This window comes from Streptomyces sp. NPDC059852, from assembly GCF_042731455.1.
Taxonomy (GTDB): domain Bacteria; phylum Actinomycetota; class Actinomycetes; order Streptomycetales; family Streptomycetaceae; genus Streptomyces.
The window spans coordinates 109,091-132,973 of record NZ_JBHWJK010000005.1 but is presented as its reverse complement, the minus strand read 5'-3'; the positions used below and the strand labels follow the sequence as shown (position 1 = coordinate 132,973).

The window sequence follows — 23,883 nt, the reverse complement described above, 5'->3', positions numbered from 1 at the left end:
CAATATCAGGACGACGTTCATTGTGAGCATAGGTAACAATGAGCTAAGCTCCGTCAGTCCCAGCACGCCCACAGTCTCAGCCCGCCCACAGTCCCAGCCCGCCGACAGTCTCCGCCCGCCCACCTCCGTAGGAGCCCATGCATCCCGACCGTGAACCCGCCTGGACCCCTCCCGCCGCCGCAGCCGAGCAGCCGCGGCAGGTCCGCCGCATCCTGCGGCTCTTCCGCCCGTACCGAGGCCGCCTCGCGGTCGTCGGCGTACTCGTCGGCGCCTCGTCGCTGGTCGGCGTCGCCACGCCGTTCCTGCTCAAGGAGATCCTCGACGTAGCGATCCCGCAGGGCCGCACCGGGCTGCTCAGCCTGCTGGCGCTCGGCATGATCCTCAGCGCCGTCCTCACCAGCGTCTTCGGCGTCCTGCAGACCCTGATCTCCACCACGGTCGGCCAGCGCGTCATGCACGACCTGCGCACCGCCGTCTACGGCCGCCTCCAGCGCATGTCGCTCGCCTTCTTCACGCGCACCCGCACCGGCGAGGTCCAGTCCCGCATCGCCAACGACATCGGCGGCATGCAGGCCACCGTCACCTCGACCGCGACCTCCCTGGTCTCCAACCTGACCAGCGTCGTCGCCACGATCGTCGCGATGATCGCGCTCGACTGGCGGCTCACCGTGGTCTCGCTGCTTCTGCTGCCCGTCTTCGTCTGGATCAGCCGCCGCGTCGGCAACGAACGCAAGAAGATCACCACCCAGCGGCAGAAGCAGATGGCAGCGATGGCCGCGACGGTCACCGAGTCGCTCTCCGTCAGCGGCATCCTGCTCGGCCGCACCATGGGCCGTTCCGGCTCGCTGACCAAGGCGTTCTCCGACGAGTCCGAGCAACTGGTCGATCTGGAGGTGCGCTCCAGCATGGCCGGCCGCTGGCGCATGGCGGTCATCACCATCGTCATGGCGGCCATGCCCGCGGTCATCTACTGGACCGCCGGCCTGGCGCTCCAGGTAGGTGGCCCACAGGTCTCCATCGGCACGATCGTCGCGTTCGTCTCGCTCCAGCAGGGCCTGTTCCGCCCCGCCGTCAGCCTGCTGTCCACCGGTGTGCAGATCCAGACCTCGCTCGCGCTCTTCCAGCGCATCTTCGAGTACCTGGACCTCCCCATCGACATCACCGAACGCGAGGACGCCGTCCACCTGGACCGCGTCAAGGGCGAGGTCCGCTTCGAGGACGTCGAGTTCCGCTACGACGGCAAGGGCGGCCCGATCCTCGACGGCATCGACGTCACCGTCCCGGCCGGCAGCAGCCTCGCGGTCGTCGGCCCCACCGGCGCCGGCAAGTCGACCTTGGGCCACCTCGTGCCACGGCTGTACGACGTGACGGGCGGCCGCGTCACCCTCGACGGGGTCGACGTGCGCGACCTGGACTTCGACACCCTCGCCCGGGCCGTCGGCGTCGTCTCGCAGGAGACGTACCTCTTCCACGCCTCGGTCGCCGACAACCTGCGCTTCGCCAAGCCCGACGCCACCGACGAGGAACTGCACGCGGCGGCGAAGGCGGCCCAGATCCACGACCACATCGCCACGCTGCCGGACGGCTACGACACCGTCGTCGGCGAACGCGGCCACCGCTTCTCCGGCGGTGAGAAGCAGCGCCTCGCCATCGCCCGCACCATCCTGCGTGACCCGCCGGTGCTGATCCTCGACGAGGCGACCAGCGCCCTGGACACCCGCACAGAGCACGCCGTGCAGCAGGCCATCGACGCCCTGTCGGCCAACCGCACCACGGTCACCATCGCCCACCGGCTGTCGACCATTCGGGGCGCCGACCAGATCGTGGTCCTCGATGCGGGACACGTCGCCGAACGCGGCACGCACGAGGAGCTGTTGGCGCGTGACGGCCGCTACGCCGCGTTGGTCCGCAGGGACGCACAACTGGAGCCGACGGGGTGACGATATGCCGCTTTTGTGAGGTTGTGCGGGTTACCGTTCCCGCATGTACCTGAACACTCCGTCACGGAGCACCATCCGACTCACGCGCCGGGGCCGTGTCGCCCTCATCGCCGCAGGCGCCGTCGTGGCCGGCACCACCGTGGCGGTGCCGCTGCTGATCACGGGCGAGGAGGAACCGGCGCTGCCCACCTCCCTGGTGATCCCTGAGGGCTGGCGCGCGGGCCAGGTCTACGCGGCGGTCGACAAGGCTCTCGCCCTGCCGCCCGGCAGCACCAAGAAGTCCCTGGCCAAAGCGAACCTGAAACTGCCCAACGAGGCCGACGGCAACCCGGAGGGCTATCTCTTCCCGGCGAAGTATCCGCTGGAGCGCGACGGCACCCGGGTCACTGCGGAGGCGCTGCTGGCCGACATGGTCGCCAAGGCCGACCAGAAGTTCAGCGGAGCCCCGATCGCCGCCGGGGCCCAGCGCAACGCCATGAACGTCTACCAGGCGGTGACGATCGCCAGTCTCGTCCAGGCCGAGGCCGCCACCAAGGCGGACATGCCCAAGGTGGCCCGGGTCGTCTTCAACCGGCTGGAGCGCGGGATGCCGCTCCAGATGGACTCCACCGTCAACTACGCGCTGAACCGTTCCTCCGGCGCCCCGAGCCAGGCGGACACCCGGATCGAGAGCCCCTACAACTCGTACCAGCGCATGGGACTGCCGCCGACGCCGATCGCCAGTCCGGGGGCCGACGCCATGCGTGCCGCCGTCAACCCGGCAGCCGGCGACTGGCTGTACTTCGTCACCGTGAAGCCCGGCGACACCCGCTTCACGGCCGACTACGCCGAGCACCAGCGCAATGTGGCCGAGGCCGAAGCACTGCGCAAGGCCGGCCCCTCGGCGGCCCGGTGACCGGCGGCGCGGCGGGTCACGCCGCGACCGGCTCCTCGGACAGCAGCCGCCGGATGTCCCGGACCGCCGCACGGCCCGCGCGGTTGGCGCCGATGGTGCTGGCGGACGGCCCGTAGCCGACGAGATGGACACGCGGGTCGGCGACCGCGCGCGTCCCCTCCACCCGGATGCCTCCGCCGGGCTCCCTCAGTCGCAGCGGCGCCAGATGGTCGATGGCGGCCCGGAACCCGGTCGCCCACAGGATGACGTCCGCCTCGACGTGGCGCCCGTCCTTCCACTCCACGCCGTCCGGGGTGATCCGGTCGAACATCGGCTGCCGGTCCAGGACGCCGTCGGCGATCGCCTGCCGCACCGGCTCGGTCAACGGCAGCCCCGTCACGGAGACCACGCTCTTGGGCGGCAGCCCCTGCCGGACCCGCTCCTCGACGAGCGCGACGGCCGCCCGGCCCAGGTCCTCGGTGAAGGGCCCCTCGCGGAACACCGGCGGACGCCGGGTCACCCAGGTCGTGGCCGCCGCGTAGGGCGCGAGCTCCATCAGATGCTGGGTCCCCGACGCGCCGCCGCCGACCACCACGACCCGCAGCCCCGCGAACGCCTCCGGACCCGGGTACTGCGCGGTGTGCAACTGCCGTCCCCGGAAGGTCTCCTGGCCGGGGTAGCGCGGCCAGAACGGGCGGTCCCAGGTGCCGGTCGCGTTGATCAGGGCCCGCGTCGCCCAGGTGCCGGCCGAACTCTTCACGAGCAGCCGCCCGTCCGGGCCCTCCCGTACGGCCCGCACCTCCACCGGGCGCCGGACCCGCAGGTCGAACGTCCGCTCGTAGTCCGCGAAGTACTCCGCGATCACCTCGGACGACGGCCGCCCGGGGTCGGCGCCGGTCAGCTCCCTGCCCGGCAGCGCGTGCATCCCGTGCACCTTGCCGTACGTCAGGGAGGGCCAGCGGAACTGCCAGGCGCCGCCGGGGCCGGGGGAGTGGTCGAGCACCACGAAGTCACGCCCGGGCTCGAACCCCGTGCGTCGCAGGTGGTACGCGCTCGACAGCCCCGCCTGCCCGGCGCCGATCACCACCACGTCGACCGTCTCGACCGCCTCGATGCTGTTCACATCTCCACCAACGGCGCGACGGACGGGGATCTTCCCGTGCGATGCGCGAGGATGGACGGCATGTCAGACGCCTTCACCACCCGAGTCCTGAACGTCGCCACCGGTTCCTCGGAGCGGGTCGTCGACCTCACCCGCGACTGCGAGTCCTTCCTGCGGGAGGCGGCCGGGAACCGCGACGGCCTACTGAACGTGTTCGTGCCGCACGCGACGGCCGGCATCGCGATCATCGAGACCGGCGCCGGCAGCGACGACGACCTCCTCGCCGCCCTCCACTCCCTGCTGCCCGCCGACGACCGCTGGCAGCACCGGCACGGCAGCCCCGGCCACGGCCGCGACCACGTCCTCCCCGCGATCGTGCCGCCCCACGCGACGCTGCCGGTGGTCGGGGGACGGCTCGAACTCGGCACCTGGCAGTCGGTGTGCCTGGTGGACACCAACCGTGACAACCCGAACCGGCAGGTCCGGCTCAGCTTCCTGGGCTGACAACGCGACCGGCGTCCGGTCACAGCAGTGCCGTACGCCCGTCCCGCGGTACGCCACGGCCCTGGAGGCGGGACAGCTCGCCCGCGCAGCGTTCCAGGGCCACCTCCATGACCTCCGGGATGTTCAGCGTGCCGGTACCGTCCGGCGGGACCAGCCAGCGCAGGGCGCCCCAGCGGCAGTGCGGGGCGGGTGCGGCGATCCACGTGCCCGCCCCGAGCAGACGCACGCCGGTGCCGACCCACACCGTCCGCGGCTCCGGCGGCAGCAGGAAGCCCACCCGGCGGCGCCGGGTGTCCAGCAGACAGGGGCCGCGGTCGAGCAGCGGCAACTCGTCCAGCAGGTCCGCCACGCGCAGCCCCAGCTCCTCCGGCACGATCAGCACGTCCCAGAAGCGCCCGGCCGCGAGGAGGGTGACGCCGGTGGTGCCGTTCTGCCACTCGTGCTTGCACGCGCCGGGGTCCTCCGACGCCGCGGCCAGCCACTCCATCGACCTCGTCCACTCCGTCAGTGCCATGAAACAAGCCTCCCGATGCGACCGGTGAAGGCCTCAGTGGACCGGGTGACGGGTGCCGCGGCCATACGGCGGAGCGCAATTCCCCGTATGGGGTGAGCGCCCGCGCTCCAAACAGGCAGATGGGGGGACGCACGCCCCCGACCGGGCCGTGCGCGCCCGGTGCCCTACCGTCCCGTGCACCCTGATGGCTCGATCCCTGTGGGCTATACGGGCGACGGACTCACCCGACCGGGTGGTCGCGGTGACTTTCCGCGTACCACCGGCGCACGCCGAGGCGTTTGCTCTGGCATGGACAACAGAGACACGGCGCGGCGTGTCCTGGGCAACGATTCCGCGCCCCTGTCGTACGTCGTACCGCCCACCGGCACACCCGGTGGCCGCCCGTCGATCTACGCCGCCCTGGTCGCGGAGTGGCGGGCCAACGGCCGCGCGGTCCCCCAGCGTCTGGACACACGGCGGGACTCCGCCACCGGCCTCGGGACCGCCGTCACCTCCTGGGCGGCCGGCCGGTGGCGGGGCCCGGCCGGCGTCCCCGAACCGGACAAGGGGTCCGAGCGGTCCTTCGCGACCGTCGAACCGGTCCCGGCCGTGGTCGTCCCCCGAGGGCTCCCCGGCCCGGTGAACCTGTGGGAGTGGGACGGTGCCGCGGGACACGTCAACGTCGTCCCGCCCATAAAGGACGACTGAGCGGCGACCCGCGCGCACCGGCGGTCGGCCCTCCGCGTGTACGGCGCGAATCAGATGAACAAGTCGTTCTACGGTAGTTTGATGCGACTTGTGCCTAGGTGGGCTCTGCTGTCGTCGGGATCCGCGCCCGTCGTGCTGATCGGCGGCTGGCTGATCGCGGCGCACCTCGAAGGGCCCGCATACGACCCGGTCACCCAGACCATCAGCGTCCTGGCGGCCTACGGAACCCGAGGGTTCTGGGTGATGACCTCGGCGCTCGCCGCCCTCGGTCTCTGCCACCTCTGCACCGCCCTGGGACTGCGCCCCGCGGCCCTCCCCGGCCGGCTCGCCCTCGGTGCCGGCGGCATCACGGCGATCGTGGTGGCCATGCTGCCACCGCCGGAGAGCGGCGGCTCCCTCAGCCATGGCACGGTCGCGGGGGTGGGGTTCGCCTTCCTCGCGGTGTGGCCGGTACTGGCCGCCGACCGCAGCGCGACGGCGCCCTGGGGGCTGCGCCTCGTCCCCTCGTTCACCGCGACCGCTTTGATGCTGGGCAGTGCCGCGTGGTTCATGATCGAGATAGAGCACGACGGTGCCGCCGGGGTGGCCGAACGCCTGGTGACGGCCATTCAGTCGGTCTGGCCACTCATCGTCGTCGCCTCCTGCCTGTTGCACCGGCACCGGCGGCCCGCCACCCAGTGATGTGTCCCGTCTCACCCGCCCTGGCGTGAGTGCGCGGCGGGGGTGTCCCCCGTACTTCACCCGTGACGAGCGGGCCCCGGATGCGAGGATGAGGGCCGTCATGACTGCTGGGTGGGGCGTGCGCGCGATACGGGCCGCGGTGTTCGCGTCCGTCTGTGTGCTGCTCGCCGCCCTCGGTCACACCCTGATGTCCGGTACCGCCGTGCCGTGGTGGACGCTCGTCGTCGGCGCGCTGGCGACCTGGGGCACCGGTTGGTGCCTCGCCGGCCGGGAGCGGGGACTGCCGCTCGTCGTGTCGGTCGTGGTCGTGGCCCAGGGCGGGTTGCACGCGGTGTTCGAGACCGTGGGAAGTGGCCCCGTGGTAGGGGACCACATGGCCGGGCGTCCCATGGCCGGGGACCACATGCGTCCGGGCCACATGGCGCGGGACCACATGTCCCTCGACGACATGGGCGCGGCCCACACGGGCATGCACCACCCCATGTCCAGGGCCCACGACATGGGTCATGGCATGAGTCACGACATGGGGCAGGGCATGGGCCACGACATGGGCGGTGACGCGTCGCTCGGCATGTTCGCCGCCCACACCCTCGCCGCTCTGTTGTGCGGCCTGTGGCTGGGACACGGCGAGCGCGCCGCCTTCCGTATCCTGCGGGCCGTCGCCGGCTGGCTGGCCGCACCGCTGCGGGTGGTCCTCTTCCTGCCCGCCCCGCCGGTCCCCCCACGCCCCCGGCCGCGCCGACCGCGCTCCGACCGGGCGCCGCGGCTGCTGCCGCTCGTCCATTCCCTCACCTCTCGGGGGCCTCCCGCGGGGCCCGCTGTCGTCTGAGACAGCCGGTTCCCCGAGGCAGTCCCGTCCGATCGCCATGGATCACGGTGCGCGCCTCGGGCCCACGGTCGTACCTCCGTACGGCCGTGCCCCGCATCCCCGGACAGCTCCGGTGCCGCGCGCCCAAGGACGTGGCGCACCCGGCTGGCGTACCCGGCCGTGCCGGAGTCCGGCATACCCGAGAAGGACTCAGGTGATCACTCCTGCCCTGCCCGCCGTGCGCGGGCCCCAGGACGAGCCGACGACCATGTGGGCGCTCGCGGCCCGTGGTGGTGACCCGGCCGCCGCCGACCGTTTCGTGCGCTCCCTGCACCGGGACGTCGTGCGGTACGTGGCCCACCTCTCGGCCGATCCCCAGGCCGCCGACGACCTGGCACAGGACACGTTCCTGCGGGCGCTCGGCAGCCTGCACCGGTTCGAGGGCCGCTCTTCGGCACGCACCTGGCTGCTGGCCATCGCGCGGCGCGCGGTGATCGACAGCCACCGGTACGCGGCCGCCCGGCCACGGGTGTGCGACACGGACGACTGGACGCGCGCCGCCGAACGCGCCCAGCCCGCCGGTCTGCCCGGCTTCGACGACGGCGTCGCGCTGCTCGACCTGCTGGACACGCTTCCCGCCGAGCGGCGCGAGGCGTTCGTGCTGACGCAGCTGGCCGGGCTGCCCTACGCGGAGGCTGCCGAACGGAGCGACTGCCCCGTGGGGACGGTCCGTTCCCGCGTGGCCCGCGCACGCGCCACGCTCGCCGCTCTGCTCGCGGAAGCAGAAGCCCAGGCACAGGAAGAAGCCGAGGCCATACCCAAAACCACGGCCTGAAGACGCCCCCGCCCCGCCGCCCCGGACCGGTCCTCGATCGACGTGCGGTCGTCCGAGGACCGGAGAACACTGGGAAACGGCGGGGCGGTGGGTCCTGCCGACATCTGCACGAGGTGCGAACGGATCAGCGCACCGTGCGCCCCTGCTCCCGCCCGGACGCCCGGACGCCGGGTGCCGCCCATCCGTCGCTCACCGACTTCGAGCGAAGGGGTCCGGCCATGGGCGCCATCAACGCAACGGCACTCGACGAACTGCGCGCGGGAATGCGGGGACCCGTCATCACCCCCGAGGACGCGGGGTACGACGAGACCCGCAGCATCTACAACGCCATGATCGACCGGCGCCCGGCCGCGTTCGCGCAGTGCGTGGACGTCGCCGACGTCCGTACGGCGATCGGCTTCGCGCGGGACAACGGAGTGGAACTGGCGGTGCGCGGCGGCGGGCACAGCGGACCCGGCCTGTGCCTGGTGGACGACGCGCTCGTCCTGGACCTGTCGACGATGCGTGGGGTCCGCGTCGACCCCGGCTCGATGACCGCGCAGGTGTCCGGCGGAGCCCAGATCGGGGACCTCGACCACGCGGCCCACACGTTCGGCCTCGGCGTGCCGGCCGGCATCGTCTCGATGACCGGCGTGGGCGGCCTGACGCTGGGCGGCGGGCACGGGCACCTGACCCGCAAGTACGGCCTGACGATCGACAGCCTCACGTCCGCCGACGTCGTGCTCGCCGACGGCACCTTCGTCACCGCCTCCGAGGAGGAGCACCCGGACCTCTTCTGGGCACTGCGGGGCGGCGGCGGGAACTTCGGCGTGGTGACGTCGTTCACCTTCCGCACGCACCCGGTGGGCACCGTCGGCGTCGGCGTGACGGTGTGGCCGGTCGACCGCACACCCGAAGTGCTGCGCTGGTACCGGGACTTCCTGCCCGCCGCGCCCGCGGACCTCAACGGGTTCTTCACCCTGTTCAGCATCCCGCCCGGCCCTCCGTTCCCCGAGACGATCCACGGACAGAAGATGTGCGGCGTCGTCTGGTGCTACACGGGCGATGCCGAGGGCGACCGATTGGAGCGGATGCTGGCCCCGGTGAACGACCCCGCCCCGCCCGCCTTCCACTTCACCGCCCCCATGCCCTACCCGGCCCTCCAGGGCATGTTCGACGAGCTGATCCCGAAGGGCTACCAGTGGTACTGGCGCGGCGACTTCTTCGACACGATCAGCGACTCCGCCATCGACGTGCACCACAAGTACGGGGAGAACCTCCCCACTCCGCTGTCCCTGATGCACCTGTATCCCGTGGACGCCGCCGCCCACCAGCCCGGCGCCGACGACACGGCCTGGGCGTACCGGGACGCCATGTGGTCCGCGGTGATCGCGGGCGTCGACCCCGACCCCGCCAACGCCGGGGTGATCCGCGACTGGTCGGTCGCCTACCAGAGCGATCTGCACCCGTACTCGATGGGCGGCTCGTACATCAACTTCATCGGTGAGGGCGAGAGCACGGACCGCGTCCGGACGACATACCGCGGGCACTACGACCGGCTCAGCGCCGTCAAGCGCACCTACGACCCGGACAACTTCTTCCACGCCAACCAGAACATCCCCCCGGCGACCGCCTGACCCCGCCCGATCGCTGCCCGCGCCGCGCCGAACGGGCCTGATCCGCCCGGCCCGTGATCGACTGGAGGGCCGTACGGCACCGGCGTACGGTCGAATGGTGGCGGGCAGCCAGTCCGATTCCGACCCGGCCCCCGAACCCCCGCCCACAGCGATGCGATGAGCCATTCGGAGCCGACACCCCAAGCGCGGACCACTCCTCAGGACACGAAGGGGAACGAGGGCCGCGGCAACGGCATGGCACTGTTCGTGATCGCCTCGTGTCAGCTGATGGTGGTGCTCGACATCACCATCGTGAACATCGCCCTCCCGGACATCCAGCGATCGCTGGACTTCTCGACGACGAGCCTGTCCTGGGTGGTCAACGCCTACACCCTCACCTTCGGCGGACTCCTCCTCCTCGGCGGCAGGATGGGCGACATCCTGGGCCGGCGGCGGGTGTTCGTCTTCGGTGTGCTCCTCTTCGTGCTGGCCTCCCTCCTCGGCGGGTTGTCCCAGAACGAGTGGCAACTGCTCAGCGCCCGCGCCCTCCAGGGTGTCGGCGGTGCCATCGCCTCCCCGACCTCACTGGCGCTGATCAGCACGACCTTCCCCGAAGGGCCGCAACGCAACAGGGCGTTCGGCGTCTTCGCGGCCGTCTCGGCGGGTGGCGGCGCCATCGGGCTGCTGGCAGGCGGCATCCTCGTGGAGTGGCTCAACTGGCGCTGGGTGCTGTTCGTCAACGTGCCCATCGGCCTGCTCATCGTGCTCGCCACACCCCGCTGGATCCGCGAGTCCGAGCGGCACGCCGGGCACTTCGACATCCTGGGCGCGATGACCTCCACCATCGGCATGGTGCTGCTCGTCTACGGCTTCATCCGTGCCGCGCAGGACGGCTGGCGGGACGCGCTCACGCTCGGCGCGTTCGGGGCGGCCGTCGTCTTCCTGCTGCTGTTCGTCCTGGTCGAGCAGCGTTCCAGACAGCCGATCACACCCCTGCACATGTTCGCCGACCGCAACCGCGCGGGCACCTACGGCATCATGCTGAGCCTCGCCGCCGCGATCTTCGGGATGTTCTTCTTCCTGACGCTGTTCGTGCAGAACGTGCTCGACTTCAGCCCGCTCCAGGCCGGGTTGGCCTTCCTGCCGGTGAGTGCCGTCATCGCGATCGGCGCCGGGCTCGCCTCCCAGCTCCTGCCCAAGTACGGTCCCAAACCGTTCATGGTGACCGGCGCGATCCTCGCCGCCGCCGGACTGGCCTGGCTGACCCTGACCGACGTGAACTCGACCTATCTGGGCAGCATCCTCGGGCCGATGCTCGTGTTCAGCCTCGGTATGGGCATGGAGTTCGTGTCCCTGACGCTGATGGCGCTGTCCAACGTGACGCCGGCGGAGACCGGGGCCGCCTCCGGGCTCCTCAACGCCACCCAGCAGGTCGGCGGCTCGCTGGGCCTGTCCATCCTGGTCACCATGTACGGGACGGCCAGCAACAACGAGGCCGACAAACAGATACCGGCCTTCCTGTCCCAGGCCACCCCGCTGGAGCGCCTGCGCTTCCAGCGCACCGGGCAGCTCCCGGCGCCGTTCGCCGACGAGATCCTCACCGCAGGGGTCTCCGCCGCCTTCGTCACGGCCGCGATCTTCACCGCGATCGCCGCGGTCATCGCCCTGATCGTGATCCAGGTGCGCCCCTCGGACCTCGAACGCCTCCAGGGCGGCGGCGTGCCCCCGGCATAGACCGCCCCGCGAAGGCCCTCAACAGGGCGTCCACATCTCCCCGTTGGATGTGACGACGTTCACCCCCATGTGGCAGCACGTAGTGAATGCATTACACAACAGGCGCGTAAGGGACGGTAGCGCAGGCATCACGCGACCGCGGAGGTTTCGATGCGACCTTTCACCCTGAACTACGCGTTCCCCAGAGGCGCCGCCCAGGCGCTGACGCCGTACCACTTCGACCCGGCCCGGCAGTTGAACATGCTGCCCGACGGGCGCCCGGCCGTCAGCGACCCGGACCTCCTGCTCGCCGCCGGCACGACGACGTCCACGGCCGGTTCCGCCACCCACTTCGACGACTGACGAACCGGCCGGCGCATGACGGTACTGATCCTCACGTCCGAGGAGGACGTGACCGCCGACATGGTGGTGAACGAACTGCACGCGACGGGGACGCCCGTGCTGCGGCTGGACCCCGCCGACCTGCCCGGCAAGGCCGTGCTGGCCGCGGACTACGCCCACGGTGACTTCGACGGGCATCTGTCGGTCAACGGGCACGTGCTGTCGATGGGGGGACTGCGCTCGATCTGGGTGCGCAGGCCCGGCGAGCCGGCCGCCCACGCGCCGGATCCGTCTCCCTGGCTGACCGCCGAGACCCGGCAGGCCCTGTACGGCATGCTGCACTCGGCCGCCGCCCGGTGGATGAACCATCCCCGCAACGCCGACCAGGCCCGGCTCAAGCCCTGGCAGCTGCGGCTCGGCCACCTCAGCGGATTCGCCGTGCCGCCCACGGTGTTCACGACGGCCCCGCGGCTGGCGCGGGCCTTCGTCGAGCAGCACAAGGAGGTCGTGGTGAAGTCGGCGTCCGGACCGCCGCCCGGTGAGCCGCCCCTGGCGCTGCCCACCACCCTGATCGGCCCCGACGCGGACTTCTCCGCCGTCGCGGCCGGGCCGGCCCTGCTTCAGCGGTACGTCCCCAAGCAGGCGGACATCCGGCTGACCTGCGTCGGCAGCAGGTTGTTCGCCGCGCGCAAGACCGCCGAGCCCGACCAGATCGACGGACGGTACGGCGACACCGGGCACCCCTGGGAGCCGGTCCCGGTGCCGGACCGCATCGGCAAGTCGGTGCACGAGTACGTCACGCTGGCCGGACTGGCGTACGCCGCCTTCGACTTCGCGGAGGACGAGGACGGCATCTGGTGGTTCCTGGAGTGCAACCAGGGGGGCCAGTTCGGCTTCGTCGAGCTGGAGACCGGGCAGCCGATCGCGGCCGCGATCGCCGACTGGCTGGCCCTGCAGCGCCGGCCCGACCGGCGCGGCCCGGAAGGCCGCCACTGACCTCTTCCACGACCGCCGAAGGCGTCCCCGACGGATCAGCCCCGCTCCGCCCCACCCGGTGGAGGCGGGGCGGTCGTCGTACGGCGCCGGGGTGACGCCGCCTCAGGCGGGGCGGATCGCGCTGTGGATCGCGGCCTCTCCGGCGTACTGGACGGACTCCTCGCGGATGACGGTGCCGGGGCCCGGGGCGTGGATCATCATGCCGTTGCCGGAGTAGATGCCGACGTGCCCCGCGTGGTACAGGACCAGGTCGCCGGGCTCCAGGTGGGTCAGGGCGACGCCCTGCCCGGCGGTGGCCTGCTCCTGGGCGGTACGGGGGAGCGCGATACCGGCGGCCTTCCAGGCGGCCTGGGTGAGTCCGGGGCCGTCGAAGGTGTTCGGTCCGGTCGTACCCCAGACACACGGCTTGCCGATCTGCGCCCGCGCGAACTCCAGCGCCCTCAGCGCCCGGCTGTCCTGCGGTGCCGGCATGGGCGCGGCAGGGGCCGGAGCGGCGGCGGGGTAGGCCCCGGTCGCGGCCGCCGCCGGGTAGCTCCCACTCTGCGTGACGGCCGGGAAGCCACCGGTCTGGTCGACCAGAGGGAAGCCGCCGGTCTGGTCGACCAGGGGGAAGCTCCCGGTCTGGTCGACCACGGGGAAGCTCCCGGTCTGGTCGACCATCGGGAAGCTGCCGGTCTGTGCGACGGCGGGAAAACTCCCTGTCTGGTCGACCATGGGGAAGCTCCCCGTCTGCCCGACGGCGGGGAAGCTCCCCGTCTGGACAGCCGGGGCGAACCCGGCGTCCGGCGCGGCGAACCCGGCGTCCGGCGCGGCGAGAGCCTGAGGGGCATTCAACTGCGCACCCGACACGAACGAGGCGTCCGCGGGAGCCGTCGTCCCCGGAGGAACCGTCGTCATGTCGGCAGGGCTCTGCGCCTCCAGGGCGTCCCACCGGCTCTGCGCCGCGGGCGGGAACGGCGCCGGGGCGGCCGCGGGGGCCTCCAGCGCCGGGGTGGTGCGCCCGGCGCGAGCGGTCAGCAGCTCGCGCGCCTGCGCCAGCTTGCGCTGGCTGCGCTCCTTGCCGGCGCGCAGCGTGGACCGCTGGTCCGCCTCCGGCTGCGCGGTGGCCGGGGCCGGCAGCGCGAGGGCGCCCCCGGACTCCAGGGCCGGCGTGGCAGCCGCGGGCAGCGCCGCGACAGGACCCGCGGTGAGCTCACCCACGGCCGCAGGGCGAGCGGTCCCGGCGGGCAACTCGGCGAGGGGCGCGCCCGATCCGGCGGGCAGCTCCAGGGCGGTGCGGCCGGATATCTCCCGTGCCCCGTCACCGCCCGACGGGCGTGCGGACCGGGCCGGGGCGGACCGCTCCGGTGCCCGGTCCTTCGGCAGCACGGCCGGAACCGTCGGGCCCAGCTTGGACCGGGCGACGTCGAACCACTGCCGGGCCACCTCGTCGAGCGCGGCCGAGCCCCGGCCGCCGTCACGCCCCGAGGCCGCCGGGGCGCCCGCACGATTGCGCGGTCCCGTCGACGAGGCGCGGGTGGCGTTGAAGGTCCCGGTGTCGGTCTCGGCCCGGTCGTACAGCGAGCTGACCCGCCGGCTGACCTCCTCGCGGCTCGGTCCCTCGTCCGCCTGGGCGGCACCGGCCGACTGGCCGAGGAGGGCCACCGAGGTGAGGGCTGCTGCCGAGGCGAGCGCGGAGTTGCGCATACCGGTGCGTTCCGGCGCCATGGGCGACGTGCTCCTTCCGTACTCCGCCTACCGAGTTAGCTGACGGGTTCGGGCGTTCGCGTCGGAAGGTGTGCCCTACGACCCGGCCCGTCACGGCCTCAGGTCGATTCACCCCATGGTTCGGTTGGGTCCCCGGCTCCGCGGCCCCGCAGGGCACGCCGACTCGGCGGAGGGCGCTCGTCCCGGCGGGGTTCGCCGGAGTTCAACGCGCGTCCTGAGCCAGTAACTTAGCCAACTTGTGTGCCTGCAGTGAAGATTGACGTGTGAAATGTCCGATACGTTTTTGTGACCTTCGACGCTGCCGGTCGCGGTGAGGCCGCACTGCGGCACGGCGCGCCCGCGCGACCACGGACGGTAGCCGCGCGGGCGCCCCGCAAAGGTCTTGCTCCGCTCGACGAAACACGCCACACTGGTACCGAACGAATGGTCGGTTGGGAAGCGGGAGCGATGACGACCTCACACTCCACCGAGGCGCCCCCACAAGGGCCGCTTGAGGGGCACTTCGACGCGACGATCGCGCGCGACCAGCGCATCGAGCCGCGGGACTGGATGCCGGACGGCTACCGCAACACACTGATCCGGCAGATCGCGCAGCACGCCCACTCCGAGATCATCGGCATGCAGCCGGAGGGGGAGTGGATCACCAAGGCGCCCTCGCTGCGCCGCAAGGCGATCCTCTTCGCGAAGGTGCAGGACGAGGCCGGTCACGGCCTGTACCTGTACTCGGCCGCCGAGACCCTGGGCGCCGACCGCGCCGATCTGACCGACCGGCTCATCGAGGGCCGCCAGAAGTACTCCTCGATCTTCAACTACCCCACGATGAGCTTCGCCGACGTCGGCGTGATCGGCTGGTTCGTGGACGGCGCCGCGATCTGCAACCAGGTGCCGCTGTGCCGCAGCTCCTACGGGCCGTACGCGCGCGCGATGGTGCGGATCTGCAAGGAGGAGTCGTTCCACCAGCGGCAGGGCTACGAGCTGCTGATGACGATGATGCGTGGCACCGAGGCCCAGCGGGAGATGGTCCAGGACGCCGTGAACCGCTGGTGGTGGCCCTCCCTGATGATGTTCGGCCCGCCCGACGACTCCTCGCCCAACTCCGCCCGCTCGATGGCCTGGAAGATCAAGCGGCACAGCAACGACGAGCTGCGCCAGCGCTTCGTCGACATGACGGTCCCGCAGGCCGAGAAGCTCGGCGTCACCCTGCCCGACCCCGAGCTGCGCTGGAACGCCGAGCGCGGCCGTCACGACTTCGGCACGCCCGACTGGGACGAGCTGATGCGGGTCATCAAGGGGGACGGCCCGTGCAACGCACAGCGGATGGAACGACGCAGGAGCGCCCATGAAGAGGGCGCCTGGGTGCGGGAGGCGGCCACCGCCCACGCGGCCAAGCAGGCCGCCCGCGCGGAGAAGGGAGCGGTGGCATGAGCACCGGAAAGCAGGACTGGCCGCTGTACGAGGTGTTCGTCCGGGGCAAGCGCGGGCTGAACCACGTCCACGTCGGCTCGCTGCACGCCGCCGACGACCGGATGGCCCTGACCCACGCCAGGGACCTCTACACCCGGCGCAACGAGGGCGTCAGCATCTGGGTCGTGCGCTCCGAGCACATCGCCGCCTCCACCCGCGACGAGAAGGACCCGTTCTTCGCGCCCAGCGCCGACAAGGTCTACCGCCACCCGACCTTCTACGACATCCCCGACGACGTCCCCCACATCTGAAGGAGAGGGCATGAGTGACGACCACGTCTATCTGACCCTCGCCGAGGGACACGAGGACGACACCCGCTGGGCCTACGGGACCGGCTTCGAGGACCCGCTGCACGGCGTGGACACGACCGTCCCGGACGACGTCGACGCCGCCGAGCTGGCCGCCCTGTGCGTCGCGCTCGGCGACGACGCGCTCGTCTCGGCGCAGCGCCTGGGGGAGTGGGTCACCCGCGCGCCCGAGCTGGAGGAGGAGGTCGCGCTCGCCAACATCGGCCTCGACCTGCTCGGCCAGGCCCGGCTGCTGTACTCCCGCGCCGGCCAGACCGACGGCACCGGACGCGACGAGGACGCGTACGCCTACTTCCGCGACGCCGCCGACTTCCGCAACGTCCGCCTCGCCGAACTGCCCAACGGCGACTTCGCGTTCAGCATCGTGCGGCTGCTGGTGCTGTCCAGCTGGCGGCTCGCGCAGTTCGAGCGGCTGGCGTCCCACCCCGACCCGGTGCTCTCGGCGATCGCCGCGAAGGGCGCCAAGGAGCTGCGCTACCACCGGCAGTACGCCGCCGAGTGGGCGGTCCGCCTGGGCGACGGCACCGAGGAGTCCCACCGCCGGATGCGCCGCGCGCAGGAACAGGTGGCGCCCTACCTGGGCGAGCTGTTCACCGCGTTCGACGTACGGCAGGAGGTCGTCGGTGACCTGAAACAGGTCACCGACGCGGCCGGACTGCCCATGCCCGTGTACCGCCCGCTGCCCGGCTGCGGACGCGAGGGCGAGCACACCGAGCACCTCGCCCCGCTCCTCGCCGAGCTGCAGGGCGTCGCCCGCGCGCACCCGGAGGCGACATGGTGACGACCCTGCTCGACGCCCGGCGCGCCCGGCACATCGCCGCCCAGGTGCCGGACCCCGAGCTGCCCATGCTCACCCTCGCCGACCTGGGCGTCCTGCGGGACGTCGAGACGACCGAGGACGGCACGGTCGTGGCGAGCCTGACCCCGACCTACTCGGGCTGCCCGGCGATGGCCGAGATGCGGGCGGACGTCGCGGCGCGCCTGCGGGCGGCGGGGTACCCGCGCGTGGAGATCCGCACCGTGCTCGACCCGCCGTGGAGCAGCGACTGGATCACCCCGGCCGGCCGCGCCAAGCTCGCCGAGCACGGCATCGCCCCGCCCGGCCCCGCGCCGCGCGGCGGCCCCGTCGCCCTCGTGCTGTCACCGACCCGGCACGCCGTGGCCTGCCCGCGCTGCGGCTCGGCGGACACCGAGGAGACCTCCCGGTTCGCCGCCACGTCCTGCAAGGCGCTGTGGCGCTGCCGCGCCTGCAAAGAGCCGTTCGAGTACGTCAAGGAGATCTGATGGAAGGCCTCAGGGAAGCACAGACGGCCGCCGCGCCCCGCCCGCGCGTCCGCCGCCGTCCGGCCTTCCACCGGCTGCGGGTCGCCTCCGTGCGGCCGCTGTGCTCGGACGCGGTCGCCGTCGGCTTCGACATCCCGGACGAGCTGGCCGAGGAGTTCGCGTTCGCCCCCGGGCAGTCGCTGACGCTGCGGCGCGAGATCGAGGGCCGCGACGAGCGGCGGTCGTACTCGATCTGCTCGCCCGTGGGCGCCCGGCCGCGCATCGGCGTCCGGGTCGTGCCCGGCGGGCTGTTCTCGTCCTGGCTGGTCCACGATGTGCGGCCCGGCGACGTCGTGGAGGTGATGGCCCCCACCGGCGCCTTCACCCCCGACCTGTCGACCCCCGGCCACCACGTGCTGATCGCGGCGGGCTCCGGCATCACCCCGATGGTGTCCATCGCCGAGTCCGTCCTGGCCGCCGACGAGCGCTCGAAGGTCACCCTCCTCTACGGCAACCGCCGCACCGACACGGTGATGTTCGCCGACGAGCTCGCCGACCTGAAGGACCTGTACCCGGCGCGCTTCCAGCTCGCCCACGTGCTCTCCCGCGAGCCCCGCGAGGCCGAGGTGCTGTCCGGCCGGATCGACGCCGAACGGCTCGGCACGCTCGTCGAGGCACTGGTCGACGTGGAGAGCGCCGACCACTGGTGGCTGTGCGGGCCCCACGGCATGGTGCGGGACGCGCAGCGGGTGCTGGCGGGCCTCGGTGTCCCGGACGACCGGGTCCACCAGGAGCTGTTCTACGCCGACGACGAGCCGGTGCGCGAGGCGCGGCACGTGGACGCCGGGCCGGAGGGGCCCGTCAGCCAGGTCACCATTACCCTCGACGGGCGCTCCACCACGGCGGCCCTGCCGCGGGACCGGACTCTGCTGGACGGCGCCCAGCTCACCCGGCCCGACCTGCCGTTCGCCTGCAAGGGCGGCGTCTGCGGCACCTGCCGGGCCCTCGTCACCGACGGCAAGGCGGACATGCGGCGCAACTTCGCGCTGGAGACGGCCGAGGTCGACGCCGGATACGTGTTGACCTGCCAGTCGTACCCGGTCTCCGAGTCGCTGACCGTGGACTACGACAGCTGACGGACGCCGAAGCGCCCCGGTGACCGCCTCCACGCGGTCACCGGGGCGCTCTCACATGGCGATCAGGCGTCCTTCGCGGCCCGCTCGGCGTCCCGCTCGCGCAGCCGGGCCGCCTCCTTGCGGACCTCGGCCTGGGTGGCCCGCTCCTTGACCAGCCACTCGGGCTGCTCCTGCTTCAGGGCCTCGATCTGCTCGGTGGTCAGAGCCTCGGTGACACCGCCGCGGGCGAGGCCCGCGATGGACACGCCCAGCTTCTGCGCGACGACCGGGCGTGGGTGCGGGCCGTCGCGCCGCAGGTCACGCAGCCACTGCGGCGGGTCGGCCTGGAGCGCGTTCAGCTCCGCGCGCGTGACCACGCCCTCCCGGAACTCGGCGGGGGTGGCTTCGAGGTACACACCCAGCTTCTTCGCCGCGGTGGCGGGCTTCATGGACTGGGTGGTGTGGTGCGACGTCATGGGGTCCAGGGTATCCACCGGGTGAACCTCCCCCGACCACGGCCGGTAACCTGGCCAGGTGACAGGCTCGGCGGCACCCTCCTCGTTCCGGCTCGCGTACGTCCCGGGAGTGACACCCGCGAAATGGGTGCGGATCTGGAACGAACGCTTCCCCGACGTCCCCCTCACCCTGCACGCGGCGACCGCCGCCGAGGCGCCCGAGCTGCTGCGGGACGGCGGCGCCGACGCCGGCTTCGTCCGGCTGCCGGTCGACCGGGAGTTCTTCAGCGCGATCCCGCTGTACACCGAGGCCACGGTGGTCGTCGTCCCCAAGGACCACGTCATCTCCGCCGTCGAGGAGGTGACCATGGAGGACCTGGCCGACGAGGTGGTCTTCCACCCCCTGGACGACGTCCTCGGCTGGGAGCAGCCGCCCGGCCGACCGGGATTCGAACGGCCCGCGACCACCGCCGATGCCGTGGAACTGGTCGCGGCCAATGTCGGCCTGCTCGTCGTCCCCCAGTCGCTGGCCCGCCTCCACCACCGCAGGGACCTCACCTACCGCACCCTGGCCGACGCCCCGCAGTCGAGCGTCGCCCTGTCCTGGCCGCAGGAGGCGACCACCGACCTGGTCGAGGACTTCATCGGGGTGGTGCGCGGCCGCACGGTCAACAGCACCCGCGGCCGTACGACCTCGCAGGCCCCGGCCGCCAAGGAGCAGCCCCGGCGCAAGCGCCCCGAGTCCGGCGGTGCCGCCCGCGGCCGGTCCGGCGGCGCCGGCGGCCGCCGCGGCGCCACAGGCGGCGGCAAGGGCTCCAAGGGCGGCGCCCCCCGCGGCGGCAAGCCGCGGCGCCGGTCCTGAGTCACGCCCCTCCTGGCTACGCCACCCCGCGCAGCCAGGCGTAGGCCGAGCGGGCCGTGAACTCCTCCTGGCCGCCGCGCACCAGCAGCCCCGCCGTCGCGAACTGCGGTGAGTCGGCCCCGGCGGCCACATAGGGCACGGCAATACAGCGCATCCCGGCTGCGTGTGCGGCCACCACACCCGGTGCCGCGTCTTCCAGGACGACACAGGCCGACGGGTCCGCGCCCAGGCGCCGGGCCGCCTCCAGGAAGACGTCCGGGGCGGGCTTGCCCCGGTCCACCTCGTCGGCCGAGACGACGGTGCGCAGGCGGGAGTCCAGGCCGGTGCCGGACAGGATCGCGGTGATGGCCGCACGGGACGAACCCGAGGCGACGGCCATGGGGACGCCGTCGGCCGCCAGCAGTTCCACGAACGCGCGCATTTCGGGGTAGACGCGGACTCCGGTGGCGGCGAGGTCCAGATAGTGGCGGTTCTTGGCGGCGAGCAGCTCGCCCACGCCGGCCCGCAGACCGTAGACGTCCTTCCAGAGCGTCACGGTCTCCAGGGTGCTGATGCCGACGTATTTCTCGTGGTCCGCCCAGGTGAAGCCCGTCACCCCGTGCTCGGCGAGGAGCCGCCGGCCCGCTTCGAAGTAGAGGGGCTCGCTGTCCACGAGTGTTCCGTCGAGATCGAAGATGACCGAAGTGCCGCCGAGATCGCTCATGGCCCCAGGATGTCAAAGGTCATCGGCGGGCCGACGCCCGCCCGACGGACTCCAGCAGCGGCAGCAGCCGATGCGGGACGCGCTCGCGCAGCGCCACCTCGGTCCGGGTGCGGACCACACCGGGCAGGCTGATCAGCTTCTGGATCACGTCCTCCAGATGCCCGTTGTCGCGCGCCACCACCCGGGCCAGCAGATCGCCGCCGCCCGTGATCGAGAAGGCCTCCACGATCTCCGGCACGGCGGCCAGCTCGGCGCCCACGTCGTCGAGGTGCCCCTGGGTGACCTCGATGTGCACGAACGCCAGCACCGGGTGGCCCAGGGCGGCCGGCGACAGCGTCGGCCCCGTACCGGTGATCACCCCGTCCCGCTCCAGCCGGTCGAGACGGGCCTGGAGGGTGCCCCGCGCGACCCCGAGGATACGCGCGTACTCCCGCACGCTGGTGCGCGGCTGCTCCAGCAGCAGCCGCAGGATGCGGGTGTCGAGCTCGTCCACGGGCATGGGTGCCGGCCTTTCTCGCCGTCTCTGGTCCGTTGGCCCGCCGATGGACGTGCCGGGACCGGTATGTCTGTGCCAATGGTTCAGCTTAGGGGACGTCACTTGAGCCAGTCGCCCCGGTGATGCTGCAATGGGACGGTCGATGGCGCTGCGGGAACCCGCGGCGCCTTTTGCATGCCGTCCACGAGGGGCCGTCAGGCCACCACCGACCACGAGGGCCGAAGGGCCACGAGGGGGTTCACTTGCTGAAGAGGGTGTTCGTCGCGCCGGACCCGGGACGGGTGCGGCTGCGCTTCGCCGGCCGGGGCGTCCTCGGCATCGCGCTGGCGGTCCTGGTCTGCGGGCTCGCCGGGCACACCCTCGTCGGCATGGTCACCGGCGGCATCGCCGCGCTGCTCGCCCTGTTCACGGTCGCCGACGCCACGGTGCGCGGGCAGGCCGTCACCACCGCGCTGCTGCCCCTCGCCGGCCTGCCCGTCCTCGCGGCGGCGGCCGAACTGCACGCCCATCCGCTCGCCCGCGACCTCGTCTTCCTCGCGGTCGTCGGCGCCGGCGTCTACGCCCGCCGCTGGGGGCCGCGCGGCCACAGCCTGGGCGTCTTCGCCTTCATGACCTACTTCGTGGCGCAGTTCCTGCACGCGACCCCGGGCCGGCTGCCCGAGCTGTACGCCGCCGTCCTGCTGTCCGTGCTGAGCGCGGCCGCCGTGCGCTTCGGGATGTGGTGCTACGAACGCCGGATGCCCCCGGCCGCCGTCCCCGCGCCGCCGGACGGCCGCGGACTCGCCCGGGTGACGACCCGCCAGGCCGTCCAGGCCACCGCCGGTGCCGGCTTCGCCCTGGTTGTGGGGCAGCTGGTGTCCGGAGAGCGCTGGTACTGGGCCGTCGGCGCCACCTGGTGGGTGTTCGTCAACACCACCTCGCGCGGCGAGACCCTGGTCCGGGGCTTCCGCCGGGTCCTCGGCACCGTCCTCGGCATCGGCCTCGGATTCCTCGTCGCCGTCCCGCTGGAGGGCGCGCACCTGCCCACGGCCGCCCTGCTCGCCGTCTGCGTCTTCGGCATCTTCTACTCGGCGGCCGTCTCCTACACCTGGATGATGCTCTGCGTCACCGTGCTCGCCGAGCTCCTCTACGGCGTCCTCGGCGTCCTCGAGCCCGCCCTGCTGGCGGTGCGGCTCGCCGAGACGGCCGTCGGAGCGGTCGGCGCCGTCCTCGCGGTGCTCCTCGTCCTGCCCGTCACCACCCACGCCATCACGGACGCCTGGATCCAGCGGGCCCTGCGCTGCGTGCACACGGCCACCGCCGAGGCCGCCGCCCGCCTCGCCGGCGACGACGGCGCCGACCCCGCCCAGCGGGTCGCCGAGCTGGAACAGCTCCTCGCCCGCGTACGGCTCTCGGTCGCCCCGCTCGTGCACCCCCTGAACCCCCTGCCGGCCCGCAAGCGGCGCGCCCGCCACGTCCTGGACCTGCTGGACGACTGTGCCCGCGAGGTACGCGGCCTGGCCGCGGTCGCCGCCGACCCGGAGGCCTCGCACGACGCACGCCTCGCCGCCGCCTGCTGGCGCGTCGAGGCCGCCGTCGAGGCCCTGACCGGCGGCGCGGACGTCACCGCCCCCGCCGAGCGGCCGACGGCGACCGACCCCGCCCTCGCCCACCTGCACGGCCTGGAACGCGCCCTGGCCGAGCTCGCGCACCCCCTGCGGACCTCCTCCGCGCGGCGGCTCGTGACGGCGGAGTAGCGGCTCCCCCGACCGCCGCACCCGCGTGTCGGCCGGTGCGCGGTGATCCACTGCTACCGTCGGCCGGACGGCACCCGACCGGAAGGGGACAGCGGTGGCAGACGCCGGCATGCGGGGGAGACGGGCCTACATCGGGTCGTTCACGGCCGCCGGAGGCGCGGGCATCAGCACGGCGGCCGTGGCCGCCGACAGCGGTGCGCTGACCGTCCTGAACGGCGTACGGGACGTGCCCGACCCCTCGTATCTCGCCCTCGCGCCCGGCGGGGAGACCCTCTACGCGGTCAGCGAGACCGCCGAGGGGGCCGTGGCCGCCTACCGGGTGACCGGCGACGCTCCGGAACGGGTCGGCACCCCGGTGGCCCTGGACGCCAACGGCCCCACCTACCTCGCCCTCCACGACGGGTACGTCCTGACCGCCAACTACGGTTCCGGCAGTGTCACCGCCGTCCCCGTCCGCTCCGACGGCTCCCTCGCGGAGGGTCCGCTCGCCGTGCTGCGGCACACCGGCTCCGGCCCGTACACGCCCCGCCAGCAGGGCCCGCACGCCCACCAGATCCAGCCGGACCCGAGCGGCCGCTGGATCGTCAGCGTCGACCTCGGCACCGACTCGGTGCGGGTGTGCACCCTCTCCGACGGCGACCTGGCCCTGCACCGGGAGATCGCGCTGCGGCCCGGCTCCGGCCCCCGCCACCTGGCCTTCCATCCGCTGCGCCCGTACGCCTACGTGGTCAACGAACTGCGGCCGACCGTCACGGTCTGCCACTGGGACGGCGACGACGGCACCTTGAAGCCGCTGACGGAGCACGAGGTGCTGGTGGACGCCCCGTCCGGCGACGCGTACCCGTCAGGGATCGCCGTCTCGCCCGACGGCCGCTTCGTCTGGGTCGCCACCCGCGGCGAGGACGTCCTGTCGGCCTTCGCCGTGGAGGGCGAGGAGCTGCGGCTGGTCGGTACGGTCCCGTGCGCCGGGCACTGGCCGCGCGCGCTCACCGAGGCCGACGGTGTCCTGTACGTCGCGAACGAGCGGTCCGGGGACGTGGCCTGGTTCTCCGTGGACCCGGACTCCGGGCTCCCGCGCCACGAGGGGTCCGTCGCGGTGCCCGCCGCCTCCTGTGTGGTCGTCGGCCAGGCTCCCGGGACGATGTGACCGTACGCCGAAGGGCCCGCCCCCGGTGTGAGGGAG

25 protein-coding genes and 1 riboswitch are annotated in these 23,883 nt (G+C 72.7%); of the genes, 19 read left to right on the top strand and 6 right to left on the bottom strand.

The features are described from left to right. Window positions 1–137: 137 nt before the first annotated feature. A complete protein-coding gene (locus ACFV46_RS08585) occupies window positions 138–1,940 on the top strand; it encodes an ABC transporter ATP-binding protein (RefSeq protein ID WP_385497514.1) in 1,803 nt (600 codons plus the stop codon). 43 nt (window positions 1,941–1,983) lie between these two features. Next, the gene (mltG, locus tag ACFV46_RS08580; RefSeq protein ID WP_361930345.1) at window positions 1,984–2,835 is read left to right on the top strand and encodes an endolytic transglycosylase MltG; all 852 of its coding nucleotides are present in this window, start codon (window positions 1,984–1,986) and stop codon (window positions 2,833–2,835) included. A 16-nt stretch (window positions 2,836–2,851) separates the two neighbouring features. Here the strand turns inward: mltG and ACFV46_RS08575 are convergent, their stop codons facing one another. After that, a complete protein-coding gene (locus ACFV46_RS08575) occupies window positions 2,852–3,937 on the bottom strand; it encodes an NAD(P)-binding domain-containing protein (RefSeq protein WP_385497512.1) in 1,086 nt (361 codons plus the stop codon). 60 nt (window positions 3,938–3,997) lie between these two features. On the opposite strand from ACFV46_RS08575, the gene ACFV46_RS08570 reads away from it, so the two are divergent. After that, entirely contained in the window at window positions 3,998–4,420 is a 423-nt protein-coding gene (locus tag ACFV46_RS08570; protein ID WP_361930341.1) for a secondary thiamine-phosphate synthase enzyme YjbQ, read from the top strand. 19 nt (window positions 4,421–4,439) lie between these two features. Here the strand turns inward: ACFV46_RS08570 and ACFV46_RS08565 are convergent, their stop codons facing one another. Next, on the bottom strand, window positions 4,440–4,934 hold the full coding sequence (locus ACFV46_RS08565; RefSeq protein ID WP_385497510.1) for a hypothetical protein: 495 nt from the start codon (window positions 4,932–4,934) through the stop codon (window positions 4,440–4,442). 288 nt (window positions 4,935–5,222) lie between these two features. Between ACFV46_RS08565 and ACFV46_RS08560 the strand changes: the two genes are divergently transcribed. The 8 genes from ACFV46_RS08560 to tgmB all read left to right on the top strand — a co-directional run bounded on the left by ACFV46_RS08560 (window position 5,223) and on the right by tgmB (window position 12,591). Further along, window positions 5,223–5,621, top strand: coding sequence for a hypothetical protein (locus ACFV46_RS08560; protein ID WP_385497509.1), 399 nt, complete (start codon window positions 5,223–5,225; stop codon window positions 5,619–5,621). An 81-nt stretch (window positions 5,622–5,702) separates the two neighbouring features. Then, window positions 5,703–6,302, top strand: coding sequence for a DUF998 domain-containing protein (locus ACFV46_RS08555; RefSeq protein ID WP_361930334.1), 600 nt, complete (start codon window positions 5,703–5,705; stop codon window positions 6,300–6,302). Window positions 6,303–6,402: 100 nt separating this feature from the next. Beyond that, window positions 6,403–7,131 carry a hypothetical protein gene (locus tag ACFV46_RS08550; protein ID WP_385497508.1) on the top strand — a complete coding sequence of 243 codons (729 nt, stop codon included), beginning with the start codon at window positions 6,403–6,405 and terminating at the stop codon, window positions 7,129–7,131. A gap of 193 nt (window positions 7,132–7,324) precedes the next feature. Further along, window positions 7,325–7,945: a sigma-70 family RNA polymerase sigma factor gene (locus ACFV46_RS08545; RefSeq protein WP_385497506.1), complete on the top strand. Its 621-nt coding sequence runs from the start codon at window positions 7,325–7,327 to the stop codon at window positions 7,943–7,945. Between the two features lie 218 nt (window positions 7,946–8,163). Then, window positions 8,164–9,561 (top strand): FAD-binding oxidoreductase, encoded by a 1,398-nt coding sequence (locus ACFV46_RS08540; protein ID WP_385497505.1) that lies wholly within the window; start codon window positions 8,164–8,166, stop codon window positions 9,559–9,561. A 234-nt stretch (window positions 9,562–9,795) separates the two neighbouring features. Then, on the top strand, window positions 9,796–11,274 hold the full coding sequence (locus tag ACFV46_RS08535) for an MFS transporter (protein WP_361930603.1): 1,479 nt from the start codon (window positions 9,796–9,798) through the stop codon (window positions 11,272–11,274). Window positions 11,275–11,424: 150 nt separating this feature from the next. Beyond that, on the top strand, window positions 11,425–11,616 hold the full coding sequence (gene tgmA, locus ACFV46_RS08530) for a putative ATP-grasp-modified RiPP (protein ID WP_151782776.1): 192 nt from the start codon (window positions 11,425–11,427) through the stop codon (window positions 11,614–11,616). A 15-nt stretch (window positions 11,617–11,631) separates the two neighbouring features. Continuing rightward, window positions 11,632–12,591 carry an ATP-grasp ribosomal peptide maturase gene (gene tgmB / locus ACFV46_RS08525; protein ID WP_361930326.1) on the top strand — a complete coding sequence of 320 codons (960 nt, stop codon included), beginning with the start codon at window positions 11,632–11,634 and terminating at the stop codon, window positions 12,589–12,591. 102 nt (window positions 12,592–12,693) lie between these two features. Here tgmB and ACFV46_RS08520 read toward each other — a convergent pair whose 3' ends face one another. Further along, complete coding sequence (locus tag ACFV46_RS08520) at window positions 12,694–14,298, bottom strand: C40 family peptidase (RefSeq protein WP_385497504.1); 1,605 nt, start codon at window positions 14,296–14,298, stop codon at window positions 12,694–12,696. 8 nt (window positions 14,299–14,306) lie between these two features. Further along, window positions 14,307–14,477: riboswitch (cyclic di-AMP (ydaO/yuaA leader) on the bottom strand. Between the two features lie 268 nt (window positions 14,478–14,745). Here ACFV46_RS08520 and paaA point away from each other — a divergent pair. From paaA to paaE, 5 genes are read left to right on the top strand one after another with little or no spacing between them, the layout of a single operon-like run. After that, window positions 14,746–15,723, top strand: coding sequence for a 1,2-phenylacetyl-CoA epoxidase subunit PaaA (gene paaA, locus ACFV46_RS08515; RefSeq protein WP_385497503.1), 978 nt, complete (start codon window positions 14,746–14,748; stop codon window positions 15,721–15,723). Beyond that, window positions 15,720–16,013: a 1,2-phenylacetyl-CoA epoxidase subunit PaaB gene (paaB, locus tag ACFV46_RS08510; RefSeq protein WP_361345873.1), complete on the top strand. Its 294-nt coding sequence runs from the start codon at window positions 15,720–15,722 to the stop codon at window positions 16,011–16,013. The genes paaA and paaB overlap by 4 nt, the downstream gene beginning before the upstream one ends. A 10-nt stretch (window positions 16,014–16,023) precedes the next feature. Further along, window positions 16,024–16,851 (top strand): 1,2-phenylacetyl-CoA epoxidase subunit PaaC, encoded by an 828-nt coding sequence (gene paaC, locus ACFV46_RS08505; protein ID WP_376728503.1) that lies wholly within the window; start codon window positions 16,024–16,026, stop codon window positions 16,849–16,851. Beyond that, entirely contained in the window at window positions 16,845–17,354 is a 510-nt protein-coding gene (gene paaD / locus ACFV46_RS08500) for a 1,2-phenylacetyl-CoA epoxidase subunit PaaD (RefSeq protein ID WP_361930315.1), read from the top strand. Before paaC ends, paaD begins: the two co-directional genes overlap by 7 nt. Further along, the gene (gene paaE, locus ACFV46_RS08495; RefSeq protein WP_361930313.1) at window positions 17,354–18,469 is read left to right on the top strand and encodes a 1,2-phenylacetyl-CoA epoxidase subunit PaaE; all 1,116 of its coding nucleotides are present in this window, start codon (window positions 17,354–17,356) and stop codon (window positions 18,467–18,469) included. The genes paaD and paaE overlap by 1 nt, the downstream gene beginning before the upstream one ends. A gap of 62 nt (window positions 18,470–18,531) precedes the next feature. Here the strand turns inward: paaE and ACFV46_RS08490 are convergent, their stop codons facing one another. Then, entirely contained in the window at window positions 18,532–18,924 is a 393-nt protein-coding gene (locus tag ACFV46_RS08490) for a DUF5997 family protein (protein ID WP_151782769.1), read from the bottom strand. Between the two features lie 58 nt (window positions 18,925–18,982). Here ACFV46_RS08490 and ACFV46_RS08485 point away from each other — a divergent pair, with 58 nt between their 5' ends. After that, on the top strand, window positions 18,983–19,765 hold the full coding sequence (locus tag ACFV46_RS08485; protein WP_385497501.1) for a LysR family substrate-binding domain-containing protein: 783 nt from the start codon (window positions 18,983–18,985) through the stop codon (window positions 19,763–19,765). Between the two features lie 16 nt (window positions 19,766–19,781). On the opposite strand, the gene ACFV46_RS08480 is transcribed toward ACFV46_RS08485, so the two are convergent. Together ACFV46_RS08480 and ACFV46_RS08475 are read right to left on the bottom strand one after the other, a co-directional pair. Further along, window positions 19,782–20,468, bottom strand: coding sequence for an HAD family hydrolase (locus ACFV46_RS08480; RefSeq protein WP_385497500.1), 687 nt, complete (start codon window positions 20,466–20,468; stop codon window positions 19,782–19,784). Between the two features lie 19 nt (window positions 20,469–20,487). Further along, a complete protein-coding gene (locus ACFV46_RS08475; protein ID WP_361930305.1) occupies window positions 20,488–20,967 on the bottom strand; it encodes an Lrp/AsnC family transcriptional regulator in 480 nt (159 codons plus the stop codon). Window positions 20,968–21,206: 239 nt separating this feature from the next. Here ACFV46_RS08475 and ACFV46_RS08470 point away from each other — a divergent pair, with 239 nt between their 5' ends. Then, entirely contained in the window at window positions 21,207–22,700 is a 1,494-nt protein-coding gene (locus tag ACFV46_RS08470; protein WP_385497499.1) for an FUSC family protein, read from the top strand. Between the two features lie 94 nt (window positions 22,701–22,794). Then, window positions 22,795–23,847: a lactonase family protein gene (locus ACFV46_RS08465; protein WP_385497496.1), complete on the top strand. Its 1,053-nt coding sequence runs from the start codon at window positions 22,795–22,797 to the stop codon at window positions 23,845–23,847. Window positions 23,848–23,883: the final 36 nt, after the last annotated feature.